Origin of the sequence: Haematospirillum sp. H1815 (assembly GCF_012102705.1) — a bacterium.
Classification (GTDB): Bacteria; Pseudomonadota; Alphaproteobacteria; order Rhodospirillales; family Rhodospirillaceae; genus Haematospirillum.
Genome location: NZ_JAAVTA010000012.1, coordinates 21242 through 38944 on the forward strand (window position 1 = coordinate 21242; position 17703 = coordinate 38944).

At 55.9% G+C, this 17703-nt stretch carries 17 protein-coding genes; 10 read left to right on the top strand and 7 right to left on the bottom strand.

Features of this window, described 5'->3' with window-relative positions:
* The first annotated feature begins 89 nt into the window (after positions 1-89).
* Together HEQ60_RS09465 and HEQ60_RS09470 are read left to right on the top strand one after the other, a co-directional pair.
* Positions 90-1199 carry a hypothetical protein gene (locus HEQ60_RS09465; RefSeq protein WP_168071444.1) on the top strand — a complete coding sequence of 370 codons (1110 nt, stop codon included), beginning with the start codon at positions 90-92 and terminating at the stop codon, positions 1197-1199.
* Between the two features lie 234 nt (positions 1200-1433).
* Entirely contained in the window at positions 1434-1994 is a 561-nt protein-coding gene (locus HEQ60_RS09470; RefSeq protein ID WP_168071445.1) for a Rhs element Vgr protein, read from the top strand.
* Positions 1995-2068: 74 nt separating this feature from the next.
* Here the strand turns inward: HEQ60_RS09470 and acnA are convergent, their stop codons facing one another.
* The 4 genes from acnA to HEQ60_RS09490 form a co-directional block, all read right to left on the bottom strand.
* Positions 2069-4747: an aconitate hydratase AcnA gene (gene acnA / locus HEQ60_RS09475; protein WP_066134048.1), complete on the bottom strand. Its 2679-nt coding sequence runs from the start codon at positions 4745-4747 to the stop codon at positions 2069-2071.
* Positions 4748-4938: 191 nt separating this feature from the next.
* Positions 4939-6246: an AmpG family muropeptide MFS transporter gene (locus HEQ60_RS09480; protein WP_168071446.1), complete on the bottom strand. Its 1308-nt coding sequence runs from the start codon at positions 6244-6246 to the stop codon at positions 4939-4941.
* Positions 6247-6459: 213 nt separating this feature from the next.
* Positions 6460-8280, bottom strand: a complete 1821-nt coding sequence (gene typA / locus HEQ60_RS09485; protein ID WP_168071447.1) for a translational GTPase TypA — start codon at positions 8278-8280, stop codon at positions 6460-6462.
* Between the two features lie 44 nt (positions 8281-8324).
* On the bottom strand, positions 8325-9323 hold the full coding sequence (locus tag HEQ60_RS09490) for an adenosine kinase (protein ID WP_168071448.1): 999 nt from the start codon (positions 9321-9323) through the stop codon (positions 8325-8327).
* Between the two features lie 205 nt (positions 9324-9528).
* Between HEQ60_RS09490 and HEQ60_RS09495 the strand changes: the two genes are divergently transcribed.
* Together HEQ60_RS09495 and HEQ60_RS09500 are read left to right on the top strand one after the other, a co-directional pair.
* On the top strand, positions 9529-10233 hold the full coding sequence (locus HEQ60_RS09495) for an EI24 domain-containing protein (protein ID WP_168071449.1): 705 nt from the start codon (positions 9529-9531) through the stop codon (positions 10231-10233).
* Positions 10233-10604, top strand: a complete 372-nt coding sequence (locus HEQ60_RS09500; RefSeq protein WP_168071450.1) for a hypothetical protein — start codon at positions 10233-10235, stop codon at positions 10602-10604. Before HEQ60_RS09495 ends, HEQ60_RS09500 begins: the two co-directional genes overlap by 1 nt.
* Positions 10605-10651: 47 nt before the next feature.
* Here HEQ60_RS09500 and HEQ60_RS09505 read toward each other — a convergent pair whose 3' ends face one another.
* From HEQ60_RS09505 to HEQ60_RS09515, 3 genes are all read right to left on the bottom strand, one after another.
* Positions 10652-12325, bottom strand: coding sequence for a stimulus-sensing domain-containing protein (locus tag HEQ60_RS09505; protein WP_168071451.1), 1674 nt, complete (start codon positions 12323-12325; stop codon positions 10652-10654).
* Between the two features lie 71 nt (positions 12326-12396).
* Entirely contained in the window at positions 12397-13095 is a 699-nt protein-coding gene (locus tag HEQ60_RS09510) for a response regulator transcription factor (RefSeq protein WP_168071452.1), read from the bottom strand.
* A 128-nt stretch (positions 13096-13223) separates the two neighbouring features.
* A complete protein-coding gene (locus HEQ60_RS09515) occupies positions 13224-13718 on the bottom strand; it encodes a copper chaperone PCu(A)C (RefSeq protein ID WP_168071453.1) in 495 nt (164 codons plus the stop codon).
* 234 nt (positions 13719-13952) lie between these two features.
* Here HEQ60_RS09515 and HEQ60_RS09520 point away from each other — a divergent pair, with 234 nt between their 5' ends.
* The 6 genes from HEQ60_RS09520 (at position 13953) to HEQ60_RS09545 (ending at position 17480) form a co-directional block, all read left to right on the top strand.
* Positions 13953-14588, top strand: a complete 636-nt coding sequence (locus HEQ60_RS09520; protein WP_168071454.1) for a DsbA family protein — start codon at positions 13953-13955, stop codon at positions 14586-14588.
* A gap of 96 nt (positions 14589-14684) precedes the next feature.
* Positions 14685-15077, top strand: a complete 393-nt coding sequence (locus tag HEQ60_RS09525; protein WP_168071455.1) for an AtpZ/AtpI family protein — start codon at positions 14685-14687, stop codon at positions 15075-15077.
* A gap of 128 nt (positions 15078-15205) precedes the next feature.
* Positions 15206-15940 carry a F0F1 ATP synthase subunit A gene (locus HEQ60_RS09530; protein WP_168071456.1) on the top strand — a complete coding sequence of 245 codons (735 nt, stop codon included), beginning with the start codon at positions 15206-15208 and terminating at the stop codon, positions 15938-15940.
* A 100-nt stretch (positions 15941-16040) separates the two neighbouring features.
* Positions 16041-16268, top strand: coding sequence for a F0F1 ATP synthase subunit C (locus HEQ60_RS09535; protein ID WP_168071457.1), 228 nt, complete (start codon positions 16041-16043; stop codon positions 16266-16268).
* Positions 16269-16454: 186 nt separating this feature from the next.
* Positions 16455-16946, top strand: a complete 492-nt coding sequence (locus tag HEQ60_RS09540) for a F0F1 ATP synthase subunit B' (protein ID WP_168071458.1) — start codon at positions 16455-16457, stop codon at positions 16944-16946.
* Between the two features lie 3 nt (positions 16947-16949).
* Entirely contained in the window at positions 16950-17480 is a 531-nt protein-coding gene (locus HEQ60_RS09545) for a F0F1 ATP synthase subunit B (RefSeq protein ID WP_168071459.1), read from the top strand.
* Positions 17481-17703: the final 223 nt, after the last annotated feature.

A 17703-nucleotide genomic window follows, 5' to 3' on the forward strand; every position in this document is an offset into this window, starting at 1 on the left:
ACTTGTCGAGTGTGATACTGTTTCCGCCCTTGAGACTCATCCGTCGGGTCGGACCTCTGCCCGGGTACGGACTAGACATAGGTAATTCGATGCCGCTGACCAAATCGCGAATTCTGGTGCTTGGCGTGACAGTCTTTCTGTCCGGCTGCTCTTTTGCCAATGATGCACTGTTCCCGTCACTGGAGAGCAATCACAGCTCCGGGGCCGTGGTCACACGCGGTGATGATGTGGCGGAGCCCATGCCCTTGGTATCGGATGCTGATCTGTCCGATGGTGTGTCGGGTGGTACGTTTGTCGGGCAGAAGGTACAGACATTCCGTGGGGAGTTGGGTCAGCTTCAGTCTGCTGTGCGTCGGCGCGGCGAAGAGCTTCAGCAGCTCCGGGCGGCTATTGTCAGTGACAGCAAGGCCTATCACGAAACCGTAGCTTCGATCAGTGCCCGTCTACAGGTTGGCTCTACACCGGGCAACCCTGTCCTGCAAAGGCAGTGGAGTGGTGCGCAGAAGCAGCTTGACGGCATAAGTGCGAGCATTACAGCCATGAACAGGCTGGCAAGCCACGTGTCTTCGGACAGTGCCATGGGTGCCTATCTGATTGACAGTATCAATGCGGCTTATGGCTTGTCGGGTGCTGTTGAGGACGATCACCGTCAGCTCAGAATGCTCCAGGACCAGACCAACCAGACCATGGTGTTGTTTGAGCGTCTGCTGTCCGATCTTTCGCAGGATATATCCCGCCAGCAGAGCTATCTGGCCAGTGAGAGGTCAAATCTGAATACATTGGCGCTGGGCGTGAAGAGCGGTCAGCTGTATGGCGCTGCTCTTGGTTCACGTGCCTCTTCACGGGCCAATGCGATGGCTTTGTCGTCTGCGTTCAGTATGCCGACTGACAAGGTAAAGCGCCGTCCTTTGGTCGTGATCCGCTTTGACAGGCCGAATGTCGAATACCAACAGCCCTTGTATCAAGCTGTATCACAGGCGCTGGAGCGCAAGCCGACAGCTGTCTTTGATATCGTTGCCGTCAGTCCGGCTGATGGTAATCCTGGACAGGCTGCTGTGGCGGCAACAAGTGTTCGCCGCAATGCTGAGCAAGTGATCCGTACTCTGAGCGATATGGGGCTTGGTTCGGATCGTACGCGCCTGACAACATCGGCTAGCAATGATGTGTCTGGCGGAGAGGTGCAGGTCTTCGTTCGATAACAAGAGCTATATCGCTTTTCACGATGGGGTGCGCGTTCCTGCATGCCCTGTCCTGCTTTTTACGTACACTATTTTTGCTGTTTTGCATATCACGCGCGAACAGAAGGGTGAATTTTTCTATATTTAGATGTATTTATCTGGTGCTTTTTATCTGCATCTTTTATTTATTTTTCAGGTGGAATGCTATGCTCTTTGGGAGCGTAGTATCCCTTCATGATAGTTATAGATTGAATCATGCAGAAACGACCTCTTACAGACAACGAAATCCAAGCTGCTCGCTCAATATTTAAGGACAGTATCGATTATTCAAAGGTCCGTATTCATAATCGCGGATTTTTCAGGTTCTTTGGTCTTGATTTACAGACCAGGCGTACGGCTGTAACGCCAAATGGTTCCCTGTATTTCAGAAAAGAAGATTATCGCGCTGACTTTGCCTTGGGGTACCCTGACGGTGATTTTGATGTGTCCTCCCTGTTGTGGTTTATGCATGAGATGACCCACGTCTGGCAGTACCAGCTTGGGTATCCGGTCATGTTGCGCGGGGCTGTGCGCATAGGCTTGGATTATGCCTACACTCTGCGTGAAGATGCGTCTCTTGCTAGCTATAACATGGAGGCACAGGGCAATATCCTGTCCGATTACTTCTATTTCAGGATATTGGGTGGACTGCAAATTTCCAGGAAGGACAAGAATTACGTCGCTTCTGATCTTCCTCTGTACGAGAAGGTTCTGCACTCGTTCCTTGACAACCCGTCGGACAAGGCCAACCTGCCCAGTGATGTAGCTGCTCGTTGACTCTTTTTGCGGATGCTTCGGGATTGTTCATAAAAAAGGGAGGGCTTATGCCCTCCCTTTTCCGTATCGGGCAATCAGGCGACAAGTGATCTCAGCACATATTGCAGGATACCGCCATGCCGATAGTATTCCACCTCATCGGCTGTATCAATGCGGCACAGAACCGTGATCGTCTGTTTTGAACCATCAGCGCGGGTAATCGTGACCTGAACGTCTTGGCGGGGTTTGATTCCGTTGCCAATGCCGCTGATGTCAAAGACTTCGGTTCCGTCCAGCTTCAAGGTTTTGCGGTCGGTTCCGTCCTTGAACTGCAGGGGAAGGACACCCATGCCAACCAAGTTGGAGCGGTGGATCCGTTCAAAGGATTCCACCAGAACAGCCTTTACGCCCAGCAGGTTAGTGCCCTTGGCAGCCCAGTCGCGGGATGAGCCGGTTCCGTATTCCTTGCCGGCAATGACGACCAGCGGCGTTTTCTCAGCCTGATACTTCATGGAGGCATCGTAGATGGCCATGACTTCGCCGGAGGGAATGTGCTTGGTAATGCCGCCCTCGATACCCGGCACCATTTCGTTCTTGATGCGGATATTGGCAAAGGTGCCCCGCATCATGACCTCGTGGTTGCCGCGCCGCGCGCCGTAGCTGTTGAAATCAGCCTTGCTGACACCGTTGGCAATAAGATACTTCCCGGCCGGGCTGTCGGTCTTGATCGAGCCAGCCGGTGAGATATGGTCCGTGGTCACAGAGTCACCCAAGATGGCTAACGGTCTGGCTCCCTTGATGTCAGAGAACTTTCCGGCTCCGTCGGCAATGTTGACGAAGTAGGGTGGGTTCTGGACATAGGTGGACTTGTTGTTCCAGGAATAGGTCTGGCTTTCACCGACCTTGATAGCTTGCCACTGCCGCGGGCCAGCCCAGACGTCGGCATACCGGCTTTCAAACATGGCCCGGGTTACACAGGAAGCAACCGTTGACTGGATTTCTGCCGTGGTGGGCCAGATATCCTTCAGGTACACAGGTTTGCCATCAGAGCCCGTTCCGAGAGGCTCGGTCGTGATGTCCTTCTGCATGTTACCCAGAAGGGCATAGGCCACCACCAGCGGTGGGGAAGCCAACCAGTTGGCCCGGACATGCGGGCTGATCCGGCCTTCAAAGTTGCGGTTGCCCGACAGGACGGCGGAAACCACCATTTTATTGGTGTCAATGGTGGTGGCAATCGGATCAGCCAGAGGACCCGAGTTCCCGATGCACGTGGTACAGCCGAAGCCGGCAATATTGAAGCCAAGCTGATCCAGGTATTTCTGCAGGCCGGCTTTTTCCAGGTAGTCCTGCACCACCTGTGATCCCGGTGCAAGGGACGACTTGACCCATGGTGCCCGCTTCAGGCCCTTTTCTATCGCCTTCTTGGCAACAAGTCCGGCCGCGATCAGAACACTGGGGTTCGATGTATTGGTGCACGATGTGATGGCAGCAATAACAACATCGCCTTGGTTCAGCTCGTAATCTGTCCCGGGGACAGCAAAGCCCTTGCCATGGTCGGTGATGCCTTCGGCGGTCAGGACTTCCTTCAGGGCCTTGGCCGCCCCGGACAACGCGACCCGGTCCTGCGGGCGCTTCGGACCGGCGAGGGAGGCCTCTACCGTGTTCATGTCCAGTTCCAGGGTATCTGTAAAGACCGGATCCCAGTTTGGTGTCCGCCACATGCCCTGTTCCATGGCATAGAGCTTGACCAGCTCGATCTGGGATTCCGGGCGTCCGGTCAGACGCAGATAGTTGAGGGTTTCCTCGTCCACAGGGAAGATGCCGCATGTTGCCCCGTATTCCGGGGCCATGTTCCCGATGGTAGCGCGGTCCGCCAGGCTCAGGTTATCGAGGCCCGAGCCATAGAATTCGACGAACTTTCCGACCACACCCTTCTTGCGCAGCATCTGGGTGACAGTCAGCACCAGATCGGTTGCTGTCATACCCTCACGCAATTTCCCGGTCAGCTTGAAGCCGACGACTTCGGGAATCAGCATGGATACGGGCTGCCCCAGCATGGCGGCTTCAGCTTCAATGCCACCGACACCCCAGCCCAGAACACCCAGCCCATTGACCATGGTGGTGTGGGAATCTGTGCCAACGCAGGTATCAGGATAGACCAGTGTCCGTTTCCCTTCCTCACCGGTCCACGCAACGCGGGCCAGATGTTCAATATTGATCTGGTGGCAGATGCCGGCCCCCGGCGGTACAGCCCGGAAGTTGCGGAATGCTTTCTGCCCCCAACGCAGGAATTCATAACGCTCTCCGTTGCGTTCAAATTCCAGGTCCATATTCTTTTTCAAGGAGTCGGCCGCCCCGAAGTGGTCGATCATCACCGAATGGTCAATGACCAGATCGACGGGGGACAGGGGATTGATTTTCTGGGGGTCACCGCCAAGCCGGGTGACGGCATCACGCATGGCCGCTAGGTCAACGACAGCAGGAACCCCGGTAAAGTCCTGCATCAGAACCCGAGCCGGACGATAGGCAATTTCCCGGTCAGAGCGGCGGTCCTTGATCCAGGCCGCGCAGGCCTTGACATCATCAACGGTTACGCTGCGCCCGTCTTCGTAGCGCAGCAGGTTTTCCAGCAGCACCTTCATGGAATAGGGCAGGCGGGAAATGTCACCCAGTCCGGCTTCCGACGCCGCTTTCAGGCTGAAATAATCAAATTCCTGCCCGGCAATCTTCAGGGTCCGTCGGGTCTTGAGGGTGTCGTGACCGCACAGGGGCATTGGTCGCTCCTCGGCAAAAGGGTGGCATCCGTTGGTCTTCGGAAGTCCCGCGCCTGCGCGAGAATCCCGTGCACCATACACCATATTTGCGGGATATTGTCCAGTGATGCCCCGTGCCCAGACACACCCTGCCCAGCCGGGAAGCCTATGAAAAGGCAAGGCCGGGCAGGGTGTTTCCGTGTATTTCCCCGTTAATCGTCGGCCATGGCCGAGACATGAATCTGGCTGTTCTGTCGCGGAAAGGCCTTCATCATCCAGAGCAGCAGGACCAGACCTGGTATTGCCGCAAGGGTAGAAATCATGAAATAAGTGCTCCACGCGACATGGTCAGCCAGCCAGCCCCCCCCTGATGCCATGAAGGTACGGGCAAAGGCCATGAACGAGCTGACCAATGCGTATTGGGTTGCCGTATAGGCAACATTGGTCAGGCTGGAAAGATAGGCGACAAATGCGGCCGACCCCATGCCGCCGGTCAGATTTTCCACGCTGATGGTAACCACCAGGGCCGGAACGCTGGGCCCGATGAGAGCCTGTGCCACAAACACCAGATTGGAGGCGGCCTGCAGGACACCGCACAGCAAAAGCGCCCGCATGATACCATAGCGGAGCACAATCGCACCGCCGATCAGGCCCCCGGCAATGGTCATCACAACGCCGTAGGTTTTGCTGACGACACCGATATCGGTTTTTGTGAAACCAATGTCGATGTAGAACGGGTTTGCCATGACACCAAGCAGGGCATCGCCGTATTTATAGAACGCGATGAAAAGAAGGACCAAGACCCAGTTTTCCCGGCGTATAAAGTCGGCAAACGGGGCAATGACCGTATCGTACATCCAGTCGCTGTTCTGGGTAACGTGGCGTTCCTGACGCATTCTCCCTTGCGGGGATTCTGGCTCGGGTACGAAAAGCGTGAACAGAAAACACCCAGCCATCAGCGCGGCCATCGATGCATAGGCGACTTGCCATCCGAAGGCATCGGCCAGAATCAGCGCCCCCGCCCCGGAGGCCATCATCCCGATACGGTACCCAAGAACAGTGCCGCCGGCACCGGCACCGGCCATATCCTGTTCCAGGCTTTCAATACGGTAGGCATCAATCACAATGTCCTGTGTTGCCGAAGCAAAGGCGAGTGCCACTGTCCATGCGGCCGTTCCCCAAAGATAGGTTGCAGGGTCACTGCTTCCAAGGCCGGTCATGGCAACGATCAGGGCGATCTGCGAGACCAGCATCCAGGATTTCCGACGGCCCAGCCAAGAAGTCAGAAGGGGAATGCGAATATGGTCCACAACCGGTGACCACAGGAACTTCAGCGCGTAGACCGTGGAGGCCCAGGAAAAAAGACCGATGGCTGTCTTGCTGAGGCTGGCCTCTGTCAGCCAGGCAGACAGGGTGGCGTAAACAAGGGGAAGAGGGAGGCCCGAGGCAAAGCCCTGGACGAGGATGACCATAACCCGGCGGTCGCCATAGACTGCGACGGAGCGCCACCAGTTTTGCATGCCGATATTTCCCTGACACTTTTGCAACAAGACAGCTATGGAGGAGAATTAAGGCTGTTCTGTCAACCTTCCTGTGCCCTTTTTGCGTGTCTACGGCCCTTTCTCTCGCATCTCTCGCGGGAATGGCAACCTGATCGGTGTGTTTATAGCGTATCCGGTTATTCCGGAGCCGGCATGAGATGCCGCACCCCGGAATGCCCGTGTTTGTTTGTATCAGGCGAACGTGCCGGCCTTTGCGGCCCGCTTGCGTTCGTTTGGATCAAGGAACCGCTTGCGCAGACGAATTGACTTTGGCGTCACCTCGACCAATTCATCATCCTGGATATAGGACAGCGCCTCTTCCAGGGTCATCTTCTTCGGAGGAGGCAGGCGCACGGCTTCATCCTTGCCAGCTGCGCGGATGTTGGTCAGCTGCTTCCCTTTCAGGACATTGACCTCCAGGTCGTTGGAGCGGGTATGCTCCCCGACGATCATGCCCTCATAGACCTTGTCATTGTGGACGACAAATTGTGGGCCACGGTCCAGAAGGTTGAAGAGGGCGTACGCGACAGCTTCTCCCTTTCCATTGGAAATCAGGACCCCTGTGCGGCGACCTTCTATGGGCCCCTTGTAGGGCGCATAGCTGTGATACAGGCGGTTCATGATGCCTGTGCCGCGGGTATCGGTCAGGAATTCCGAATGATAGCCGATCAAGCCGCGTGACGGAGCCAGGAAGGTGATACGCAGCTTGCCACCGCCAGAAGGCCGCATGTCGGTCATTTCGGCCTTGCGCAGGCTCATCTTCTCGACAACAGTGCCCGAGAACTCCTCGTCCACGTCCACCACGACTTCTTCGATCGGTTCCATCCGCTGGCCATTTTCCTCGCGGAACAGGACGCGCGGGCGGGAAATAGACAGCTCAAAGCCTTCGCGGCGCATGGTTTCAATCAACACGCCCAGCTGAAGTTCGCCACGACCGGCTACTTCAAAACTGTCCTTGTCGGCACTCTCGGTAATTCGGATGGCGACATTGCCCTCGGCTTCACGCTCCAAGCGGGCCTTGATCACCCGGCTGGTCAGCTTGTCACCCTCGGTACCGGCCAGGGGGCTGTCATTGACCGTGAAGGTCATGGCCAAGGTCGGCGGGTCAATCGGCTGGGCTGTCAGTGGCGTTTCAATCTCGGGTGCGCACAGCGTGTCAGCCACGTTTGCCTTGGCCAGACCGGCCAGGGCGATAATGTCGCCGGCTTCGGCTTCTTCCACCGGTACCCGTTGCAGGCCACGGAAGGCAAGCAACTTGGAGGCACGGCCCTGTTCGATCAGGGATCCATCGCGGGTTATAGCCTTGATGGCCATGTTGAGCTTGGCCCGCCCGGTGGCAATACGTCCGGTCAGAATCCGGCCCAGGTAGGGATCAGCTTCCAGCGTGGTAGCCAGCATGGAGAACGGAGCATCCAGATTGCGTTCCGGAGCCGGGACGTGGCGCAGGATCAGGTCGAACAGGGGCGTCAGATCCTTGCGTTCGTCTTTCTCCAGGTCCGCAACAGCCCAGCCGTCACGCCCGACGGCAAACAGGGTCGGGAAATCAAGCTGCTCGTCGCTGGCATCCAGATTGGCGAACAGATCGAAAATTTCGTCGTGTACTTCGTCCGGACGTGCATCCTGACGGTCTACCTTGTTGATCAGAACAATCGGACGCAGACCAAGCTTCAGGGCCTTGGACAGCACGAACTTGGTCTGGGGCAGGGGGCCTTCGGCGGAATCGCACAGCAGCACCACCCCGTCCACCATCGACAGGATACGCTCCACCTCGCCGCCGAAATCGGCGTGGCCGGGGGTATCCACAATGTTGATGCGGTGCCCCTGCCAGTCCACGGATGTGCACTTGGCCAGAATGGTGATCCCGCGTTCACGCTCAAGATCATTGGAATCCATGGCCCGTTCCGCGACTTTCTGATTGTCGCGGAAGGTGCCGCTTTGCTTGAGCATGGCGTCAACCAGGGTTGTCTTTCCGTGGTCAACGTGTGCGATGATCGCAATATTGCGTAGATCCATACAGGTTCCGGTCCAAAAGAAAGAAATGCGACGTCCCGGGATGCTTACGCGGTGTTGCCCAGGCGTTGCGTAACAAAGCCGGCCAGCGAGACCTGTGGTCTCGGCCCGACGTGACTGATGCATTCTGCCGCGCATATGCCCCCGATCAGGGCACATTCAGCCAGCGGGCGTCCCCCGACCAGCCCGTGCAGGAAGCCGGCGGCATACAGGTCGCCTGCCCCTGTCGTATCAACAACAGCAGGCACGGCCGCTGCGGGCACAGGAATGGTTTGGCCGGCTGTGACGGCTACAGAGCCAGCGGCCCCGCGTGTCAGAGCGGCGACTTCGACCCGGCCACGTACCTTTTCCACTGCTTCGGCGAAACTTGCAACCCCGTAAAGGTGACAAATCTCCTGTTCGTTGGCGAACAGAATATCAACGCTTCCGTCCAGAAGATCAAGAAAGTCCTGCCGGTGCCGGTCTACGCAGAAGGGATCCGAGAGCGAAAGAGAGAACTTTTTACCTGCCTTGCGTGCGATTTCAATGGCTTTCAGGATGGCCGCCTTGGCGTCGGGCTTGTCCCAGAGATAGCCTTCAACATAGGTGATGCCCGAATTTTCAACTATAGGAGTGTCTATATCATCAGGGCACAACCGTGTGCAGGCGCCGAGCCAGGTGCTCATTGTCCTTTCCCCATCCGGGCTGATCAGGACCATCGAGCGTGCGGTAGACAGCTCATCAACAAGCGGAGGGGTCTGGAAATGAGCCCCGATGGCCCGGATATCATGGGTAAAGACCTTGCCCAAGGTATCGTTGGCGACTTTCCCGATATAAGCCACCTTGCTTCCCAGAGAGGCCAGCCCTGCGGCGGTGTTGCCGGCAGAGCCGCCCGATGCCTCGATCGTCGGCCCCATTTTTTCATAGAGGGTATCGGCCTGCTGTTCATCAATCAGCGTCATGCTGCCTTTGACAAGCCCTTGTCCGGTGATAAAGCTGTCATCGGTTTTGCACAGGATATCGACGATGGCATTGCCGATTGTCAGGATGTCAAAGCTCTGGGTCATGTCCGGGCCCCGGAAGGTTGGCGTCGCCCGCAGTCAGGGCGCATGCAAGGAGACAGGAGCCCGGCTTTCTGTTCGTCTGACAGAAAAAGAGCCGGGCCGGTGATGGACGCGAGTATAACGGGGTGTTTTGTTGCGGCAAGCGTTGTGACCATACAAGAGTGTGCTACGGTCAGGCCGTGTCGTTTTTTGTTCAGAAGGAGGCTTCGTGATTCAATCTTACCTGAAGGCCTTCAGCCAGCTGCCTGATCCGCGTTTTCGCCGCGTGATCCTGCTGTCACTGTGCTTTGCTGTTGTCCTGTATGGCGTCACATTCGTTGTGCTGGGCTGGGTGTTCGGAGAGCTGGCAACCTTGGCCGCATCGTGGTGGGAAACCGGTGGGGCCATTCTGGGGGGGGCGGCCGTTGTCGTTGCGTCCTTGTTTCTTTTTCCTGCCGTGTTATCGGGTTTTGTTGGCCTGTTCCTGGATGAGATCGTTACGGCAGTAGAGGCAGAGCACTACCCGACCCTGCCGGACACCCGTCCGCAAGGCTTCCTGGAAAGTCTGGCCGGCAGTCTCAGGTTTGCGGGGCTGGCGCTGCTGGTCAACCTGATTGCCCTTCCCTTGTATTTCATACCGCCCGTCAATGCCTTTGCCTTTCTGTTGGTCAATGGGTTCCTGCTGGGGCGGGAGTATTTTGAACTGGTTGCCCTGCGCCGGTTATCCCGGACAGAGGTTTATGCCTTGTCTCGTTATTACCGGCGGCGCCTGTGGTGGGCAGGAACTTTCACGGCGGTTCTGTTATTGGTGCCTTTTGTCAATATACTGGCCCCTCTGGTGGGCGTGGCCGCAATGGTGCATATTCTGCAGGGCCTTGATATGGGGAAAGCATTGCCCGTTGTGGTGGAAGGTCCCGGGCGGGGGGTATTTTGATGGCTTCACGTTTGGTATCACGCATCGTTCGTGGTGTTTTCCTGTTGGTGCTCGCCTTGCCCCTAGCTTGTACCTCATCCGTACGTGAAGCCTCGATGCGTCTGCGTTCCGTGCCGGAGCGGACGGCCATTGAACACCGGGATACGGTTGCGGTCGAGGCCGCCTTGGGTCATCCGGACAGGGTTCGTGTCGAGAAGCCGGCAGAGGTCTGGCAGTATATGACCAAGCGCTGTGTCCTTGATGTTACCTTCTATCCTGGCCCGGATCAGCGCCTGCGTGCTGAATATCTGGAAAGCCGGGGAGCAGACGGGGTGGCCATGGCGGTCCCTGATTGCCTGATGTCATTTGCCGGTGAGGCCAAGGATCTTTAGTGTGCATCCTGGATGCGGCCCAGTGTAAAGGAATGCTTGTAGGGTGCTTATCCCGTGGCATCACTGAAGTCAGCGCTGGCATGGATATTATATTCTCTGATAGCAGGCTTTGGCTTCTCACTGTTTGGCAAGGAGAGAGGGGTGACCAGGGGAAGTGAGACGGTAAAGCGGGCCCCCATGATATTGCCAGTATCATCTGTGCGGTTCTTGGCGTGGATTGTACCCCCGTGCGAGGCAACAATCTGGCGTGAGATGGACAGCCCCAGCCCGGAGTGGGAGCCAAAGGCTTCTTTCCGGGGACGTTCGCTGTAGAAACGTTCGAAGATTGCCTCTTCCTTGCCGGTGGGAATGCCGGGTCCTTCGTCTTCAACGGTTATGTGTGCTCGGTTGGCCGAAAGATGAAGGCCAAGGGTCAGCGTACTTCCCTCTGGAGAGAAGGACTGCGCATTGCCGATCAGGTTGCGCAGAACCTGTACAATCCTGTCTTCGCTTCCATGAACAATGGCTTGTGTATCGTGTTCCGGTAATTCAAGGCGGATTCCGATCTTGTGTTCGTTCAGGGCAGGGGTGCAGACTTCTCCCAGAATTTGAAGGAGCGGGCGCAGGGCAATAAACGTACCTTCTGTACGTGATAGTTCGGCATCAACGCGGGACGCATCGGATATATCGGAAATAAGACGGTCGAGGCGGTCAACGTCATCCTTGACGATATTCAGCAGGCGGGCTTTTTTGCAGGAATCATCCAGCCGGTCGATCGTTTCAATGGCCGAGCGTATGGATGTCAGGGGATTCTTGATTTCGTGGGCAACATCGGCGGCAAAGCGTTCCGTCTCATCCATGCGTTGGTAGAGTGACTCGGTCATGTGACGAAGGGAGACAGACAGGTCCCCTATTTCGTCATGGCGTGAAGACAGGTCGGGAATCCGGTAATGTCTGCCACGTTGCGATCGAACCCTGTCTGCAGCTTTCGCCAATTGCTGGACCGGGCGGGCAAGGCCCCGTCCAAGATAGGCTGAAACCAGTACTGTTACAGTCAGTGTGCTGAAAAACATGTTCAGGATGTCACGGCGTGTTCTGTACAGCCCGCGTGCGACAGCCGTATCAGGACGCGATACCATGACAGAGCCAACAACGTGGCGGTAAAACGTGATAGGGGCGGCAGCCGACATCAGGCGTCTGCCAGAGGAAAGAACACGCAGCGAAAGGCCGGTACGCCCCTGTTCCAGAGCATTCAGAACCTCGCTGTAGTCGCTGGCTGTCTGGTCTGCGGATTCCCGATAGTCCGGCAGATCCCGGAAGCTGTTGGCCAGGGCATTGATCCAGCCTTGCAGGACAGAGGTTCGTTCATTGTCCAGCGGCGGAAGATCTATCATTTCCACTGCATGCTTTTTCCGGGAGAGCCCCGTGCTGTCTGCGATCAGAATGCCGTCGCTGTCGAACAAACGGACCCTGTCCCCGCTCAGGCTTCCGAGACGGATAACCATCGCGCTGGCTTCAACCCGGTCCAGCATGTGGCATGTAACCGGAATCTGGGCATCGGTGAACAGTGCAGTGTCGGCTGTTACCGCACCTTCCCCCAAGGCGGCGGCGATCAGGTCGGCATGGCCGCGCAGGGCTTCCATCTCTGAGTCCAGAAGCGCTCGCTCGTACTGGTTCAGGTACAGGATTCCGGCCACCAGAAGCAGGGGGGCAACCAGGTTGACGGCCAAGATTCGGAGCATCAGGGGCGATACCCATCGCCCCCGTGTCATGGACCCTTCTGTTGCTGTGTTATGTGGGGATGCGGCCAGAATCAACAGTCCCTGTATCGATATCCGACCCCATACAGGGTTTCGATCTCGGCAAACTCGGGGTCTACGTCGCGGAACTTCCGGCGCAGCCGTTTGATGTGACTGTCGATGGTCCGGTCATCAACGTAGATATTCTCGCCGTAGGCCAGGTCGATCAACTGGTCGCGGTTCTTGACGTGGCCCGGCCTCTGGGCCAGACCCTGCAGGATCAGGAATTCTGTTACAGTCAGGTCAACAGGCTTTTCCTTCCAGCTGACCATGTGGCGCGCAGGATCCAGTACCAGGTCACCGCGTACCATGGCTGTTTCGGACGCTGTGCCTCCCGCTGTTGAACCAATGTTGCGGCGGCGCAGGACCGCGCGAATTCGTTCCAGAAGAAGCCGCTGCGAGAATGGCTTGGTGATGTAGTCATCGGCTCCCATGCGCAGGCCAAGCAGTTCGTCGCTCTCGTCATCTTTTGACGTCAGGAAAATAACAGGGATATCGGATGTCTTGCGCAGATGTTGAAGCAGCTCCATGCCATCCATACGGGGCATCTTGATATCAAAGACAGCCAGATCAGGGGGATTCTGGGTCAGGTTCCGCAGGGCTTCGGAGCCATCATGGAAGCAGGAGACCACGAATCCCTCTGCTTCCAGGAACAGGGAGACCGAGGCCACGATATTGCGATCATCATCAACAAGGGCAATGGTTGCAGTCACAGCAGAGGGCTCCTGATGGAAACGTAGACCTTGGCATGATCTGATGCCAATGTGGCAAAACTGCAGTAGCCCCTGCCAAAATCCTGTGATTTATACGTTCGGATTTCTGTCTGTCACAGCAGGGTGCTTCAATGCACGTGTTGTTCCGGCCTGTGGCCTTGGCTGACAGAAGCAGGTGCTCCCAGCGCGTGGACGACAACGGGAATTGTTATGGTACCTGCTTTCTGCATGGTCAAGGTCATTGTAAAGCTCTGTCCTTCATGCAAGGGGGCTCTCAGACCCATCAGCATGATATGCAGCCCCCCAGGCATCAGGGTGACGGTGGTGCCGGCCGGAAGCGCGAGGGTATCAACAGCCTTCATTTTCATGATGTTGTCTTCATGGGCGTGGGTATGTATCTCGACGCTTGTTGCGAGGGGGCCTGCGTCCGCTCCCAGCAGGGTGTCATCTTCAGCTCCCCGGTTATGCAGGGTCATGAAGACGGCCCCGTTACGCGCCTGACCCGGTGTGGCCCGTGACCAGGCCCCTTCTGCAAAGATCGATTCGGCCCGTGCCCCCCATGCAAGGCAGGAGAGCAGAAGAGCAAGTACGGGCAGCAAGGAACGTGATCTGTATATGGTCATGGGGATGATGCTCCACGTAGCGGTATGAAAAATATCTGGCCGCACTTTCTGTAAACCAGTGTGCATAAAAATGCACCGGCATGGAAAGGAAGAGAAGAAAGCAAAGTGCTTGTGCCTGCTACCCCGTGCAAAACCAATAATCCTAGTCTAGACTAGGCCGAAATTTTGCTTGCGTATAGGGTGTGGATCCCTTCTGTGCATAGTCATGAAAGAGAATTGGGAGTGGTGTTGGTCATGCGTTTTGTTCGTATAAGCCTGTTGTATTGCTTCACCCTGCTTGTATGGGGTGCATGGGGAGGGCATGGCGTTCTTGCGGCAGACTTTGCGCTGCCGCCTGGATACCCCGAGCGGGTTCTCGGGTCTGCAGGTGCTCCGGTAACGCTTTATGAATATTCGTCCCTGACTTGCCCGCATTGCGCTGATTTTCACCGGCAGACGTTACCCAAACTGAAGGCAAGCCACATTGACACCGGGAAAGTCAGGCTTGTTCTGCGTGATTATCCGCTGGATCGCCTGTCCATGGTCGGGGCCATGATGGCCCGTTGCGCCCCTGCGGCACATTATTACAAGATTATGGAGCTTCTGTTTTCCAGTCAGCAGGCAATGGTGTCAGCAGAAAATCCGCTGGCCTTCCTGAAGCAGACAGGGCGCTTGGCGGGGATGAGCGAGGCTGATCTTGATGCGTGTTTTGCCAATGAATCTCTTCTGGCTTCGATCCAACAAGTACAAGAGCGTGCCAGGGAAACGTTTGATGTGCGTTCAACTCCCTCCTTTGTCATTGATAGGGCATTGTATACAGGTGCCCTGAGTTACGAGGCACTGTCTGAGGCTCTTGACCGTGCTCTTGTTCAAAAGGGTGTCTCGCGCTAGAGGGTATGCTTGACACGTTATCAGCTAAATCATATGGTGCGCCCGGTTTTCAGCCGGGTTTGCCGGTGGCTTGGTGGTATAGGCAGAGACGTTTCGATGGATGAGAAGCAAGCTCGGCATCAAGCCCTGTCAGATCTGGAAGCCCGGATTCAGTCTGCTTCCGGTGGTCGTGATGAGGACGCCGTCGGTGAGCGGATATCGGGTCCGCGTAACATGTCCGGGCTTGGTTTGGCAGCCAGGATTGGTGTCGAGCTGGTTGTTACAACCTTGGTTGGCACGGCCCTTGGTTGGTTTATAGATAGCTGGCTTGGTACGCGTCCGTGGCTGATGGTTGTTTTTATGTTTCTGGGTGGCGCAGCGGGTATCAGTAATGTGTACCGCGTTGTCAGGGGGCTTGATGATGGAGTTGGTCTTGGTCGCGCCATGCGTCATAAGGATAATTCCTCGGATGGCTGCGGACATAACCAGGATAGGCGCCATGAACGGTAGGCTGGGGTTGTACCCTGGTCCTTTCCAGTTTTTTTGGGTGTCAGTCAGTGATAGCGTGAAGCCTCTTTCGGTCCTGTTGCCGGTTGTGGGCTGTTTGGCAGGTTCTTGAGGATAGCAGAGGAAGTGCGGTGGCCAGTCCTGTTGAGCAATTTATGGTAAAGCCGATAGTTCCCGTTGTCTCTGACGGTGGGAACTTGCCTTTTTACGCCTTCACAAATTCAGCGGCCGCGATGGTGGCAGCTGTTCTTGTGGCTCTTGTGTTTTTCTGGCTCGCGACGCGCCGTCTTTCCCTAGTTCCTGGTCGCTGGCAAGGCGTTGGTGAGGTGGCCTTCGAGTTTGTCGCCAACATGATCCGGGAAAATGTTGGGCGTGAGGGAATGCGGTATTTTCCATTTATCCTGACTCTCTTTCTGTTCGTGTTTCTTGGCAACATGCTTGGAATGCTGCCGTACTCCTTTACGTTTACCAGTCACATCGCTGTTACGGCAGCGCTGGCCATCGTGATCTTCCTGGCTGTTACCGTGATTGGGTTCGCCCGTCATGGTCTGGGCTATCTGCACATGTTCTTCCCGCATGGCGCACCGTTGGCAACTGCCCCGATCTTGATCCCGATTGAGCTGATTTCTTACCTCTCCCGTCCGTTCAGCCTTTCTGTCCGCCTTTTCGCCAATATGACAGTCGGACACATCATGCTGAAGGTTCTGGCAGGTTTTGTCGTTGCTCTTGGTATCGTCGGTGGTTTTGTTCCCTTCGTCGTCGTTGCGGGTATTACGGTTCTGGAGTTTTTTATCGCCGGACTTCAGGCGTATGTCTTTACCATTCTTGCCTGCATTTACCTCAATGATGCGATAAACATGCATTGACCTCAGTGTAGTGCTGGTCGCCTCGCATGTTGTGTGTGGGGTTCAGGACAGGGTTTTCCTGAAAGTTTTCAACAGTTCTTTTCATCAGAGGAACAGAAAGATGGAAGTTGCAGCTGCTAAGTTTATTGGTGCCGGTCTGGCCGCAATTGGCATGATTGGGGCCGGTATTGGTGTGGGTAATATCTGGGCCAGCCTGATCGCAACCGTTGGCCGCAATCCGTCGGCCAAGGCAAGCGTTGAGCTGTATGGCTGGATCGGCTTTGCTGTGACCGAAGCGATTGCCTTGTTTGCCCTTGTTGTGGCGCTGATCGTTTTGTTTGCTGGCTGAAGCAGGCTTTTGCGTTCTTCTCCGCTTGTGTGGTCTGTTGTGGACCACGCATTCGGGGGAGAAAGCGTAAAAATGCGGGAATTGCGCTTGCGTGGTTACCCGTACAGAGAAGCAGAGAAAAGGCTCAGAGCCGTGTCTGCCATCTGATATTTCCTGTTCGCGACCAGACCGTGGAGCTTGCTGCGTATGCCGCAATTTGACCCATCCACTTTTGCGTCCCAGCTGTTCTGGCTGGCGGTGACATTCATGCTCCTGTACGTCTTGGTGTCGCGGTATGCGATTCCGAGGCTCGGTGAGATTATGGAACAGCGCCAGAGAACTGTGGAAGACGATCTTGATCGTGCCAAGCAGCTGAAAGCTGAGACAGAGACGTCCATTCGTGCCTATGAAAAGGCTCTGGCTGATGCCAGGTCCAAGGCACAGGATCTCCTTCGTCAGGCTCAGGAAGAAGTGACACGCCAAGCTGAAATCAGGAACCGTGAGGTAAGCGTCCGTCTTGCCGCGCAGATTCGTGATGGAGAAGATCGCATAGCCAAGGCACGTGATGCCGCTCTGGTATCAGTCCGTGATCTTGCATCTGTTGTTGCTTCAGATGCTGCCGCGAAGTTGTCTGGTGTGGCGTTTGATGCCGAGCGGGTTCGCTCTGCTGTTGCTGATGCTGTCAAGGAAGGTGACTGAATTATGATATCCGCTGCTTACGCAGCTGGTGACGCAGTTCACCATGCTCCTTTCTATGCGACCCCCGAGTTCTGGGTTGCAATGGCTTTTTTTGCTGTTGTTGCTTTTGCCGCACGCCCTGTTCTCAAAGCGGTAGTGTCTGCCTTGGATGCACGATCTGCCGCTATCCAGACCAAGCTTGATGAGGCCCGCAGCTTGCGCGAGGATGCGCAGACTCTGCTTGCTGATTATCAGCGCCGCCAACGTGATGCCTTGAAAGAGGTTGATGTGATTCTGCGTCATGCGACTGAAGAGGCGCTGCGGCTTAAGGTCGAGGCAGAAGAAGCGTTTGAAAAGGGCGTGTCCCGCCGTGAACAGCAGGCTCTTGAGCGCATCAAGCTTGCAGAACACGCTGCTTTGTCTGAAGTGCGTGGCATGGCTGTGGACTTGGGTATAAAAGCAGCAGAAATGTTGATTGTGAAACATTTGGACGACGCTGCCGCTAATACCTTGGTCGATGAGTCGATAAAAAGTGTGTTGATTAAAATGCATTGAGACTTTGCTCCCGGATCGTCTGTGATCAACGGGCGGACGGTTGAAACACAGTCCGCCCGTTGTCTTTATTGAGTCTGGAATTTGTGTAGCCCTTAATTTTTTTGTTATATGTTTAATGAATTGTGTTGACGGTTTTTGATTTGGGGCTTAGAAGGTGCGTCCCGACGTTGAGGGACTGGAATTTCTGGTTTTTTGATTGTCGGTGCTGTTTTTCAGAGTGAAG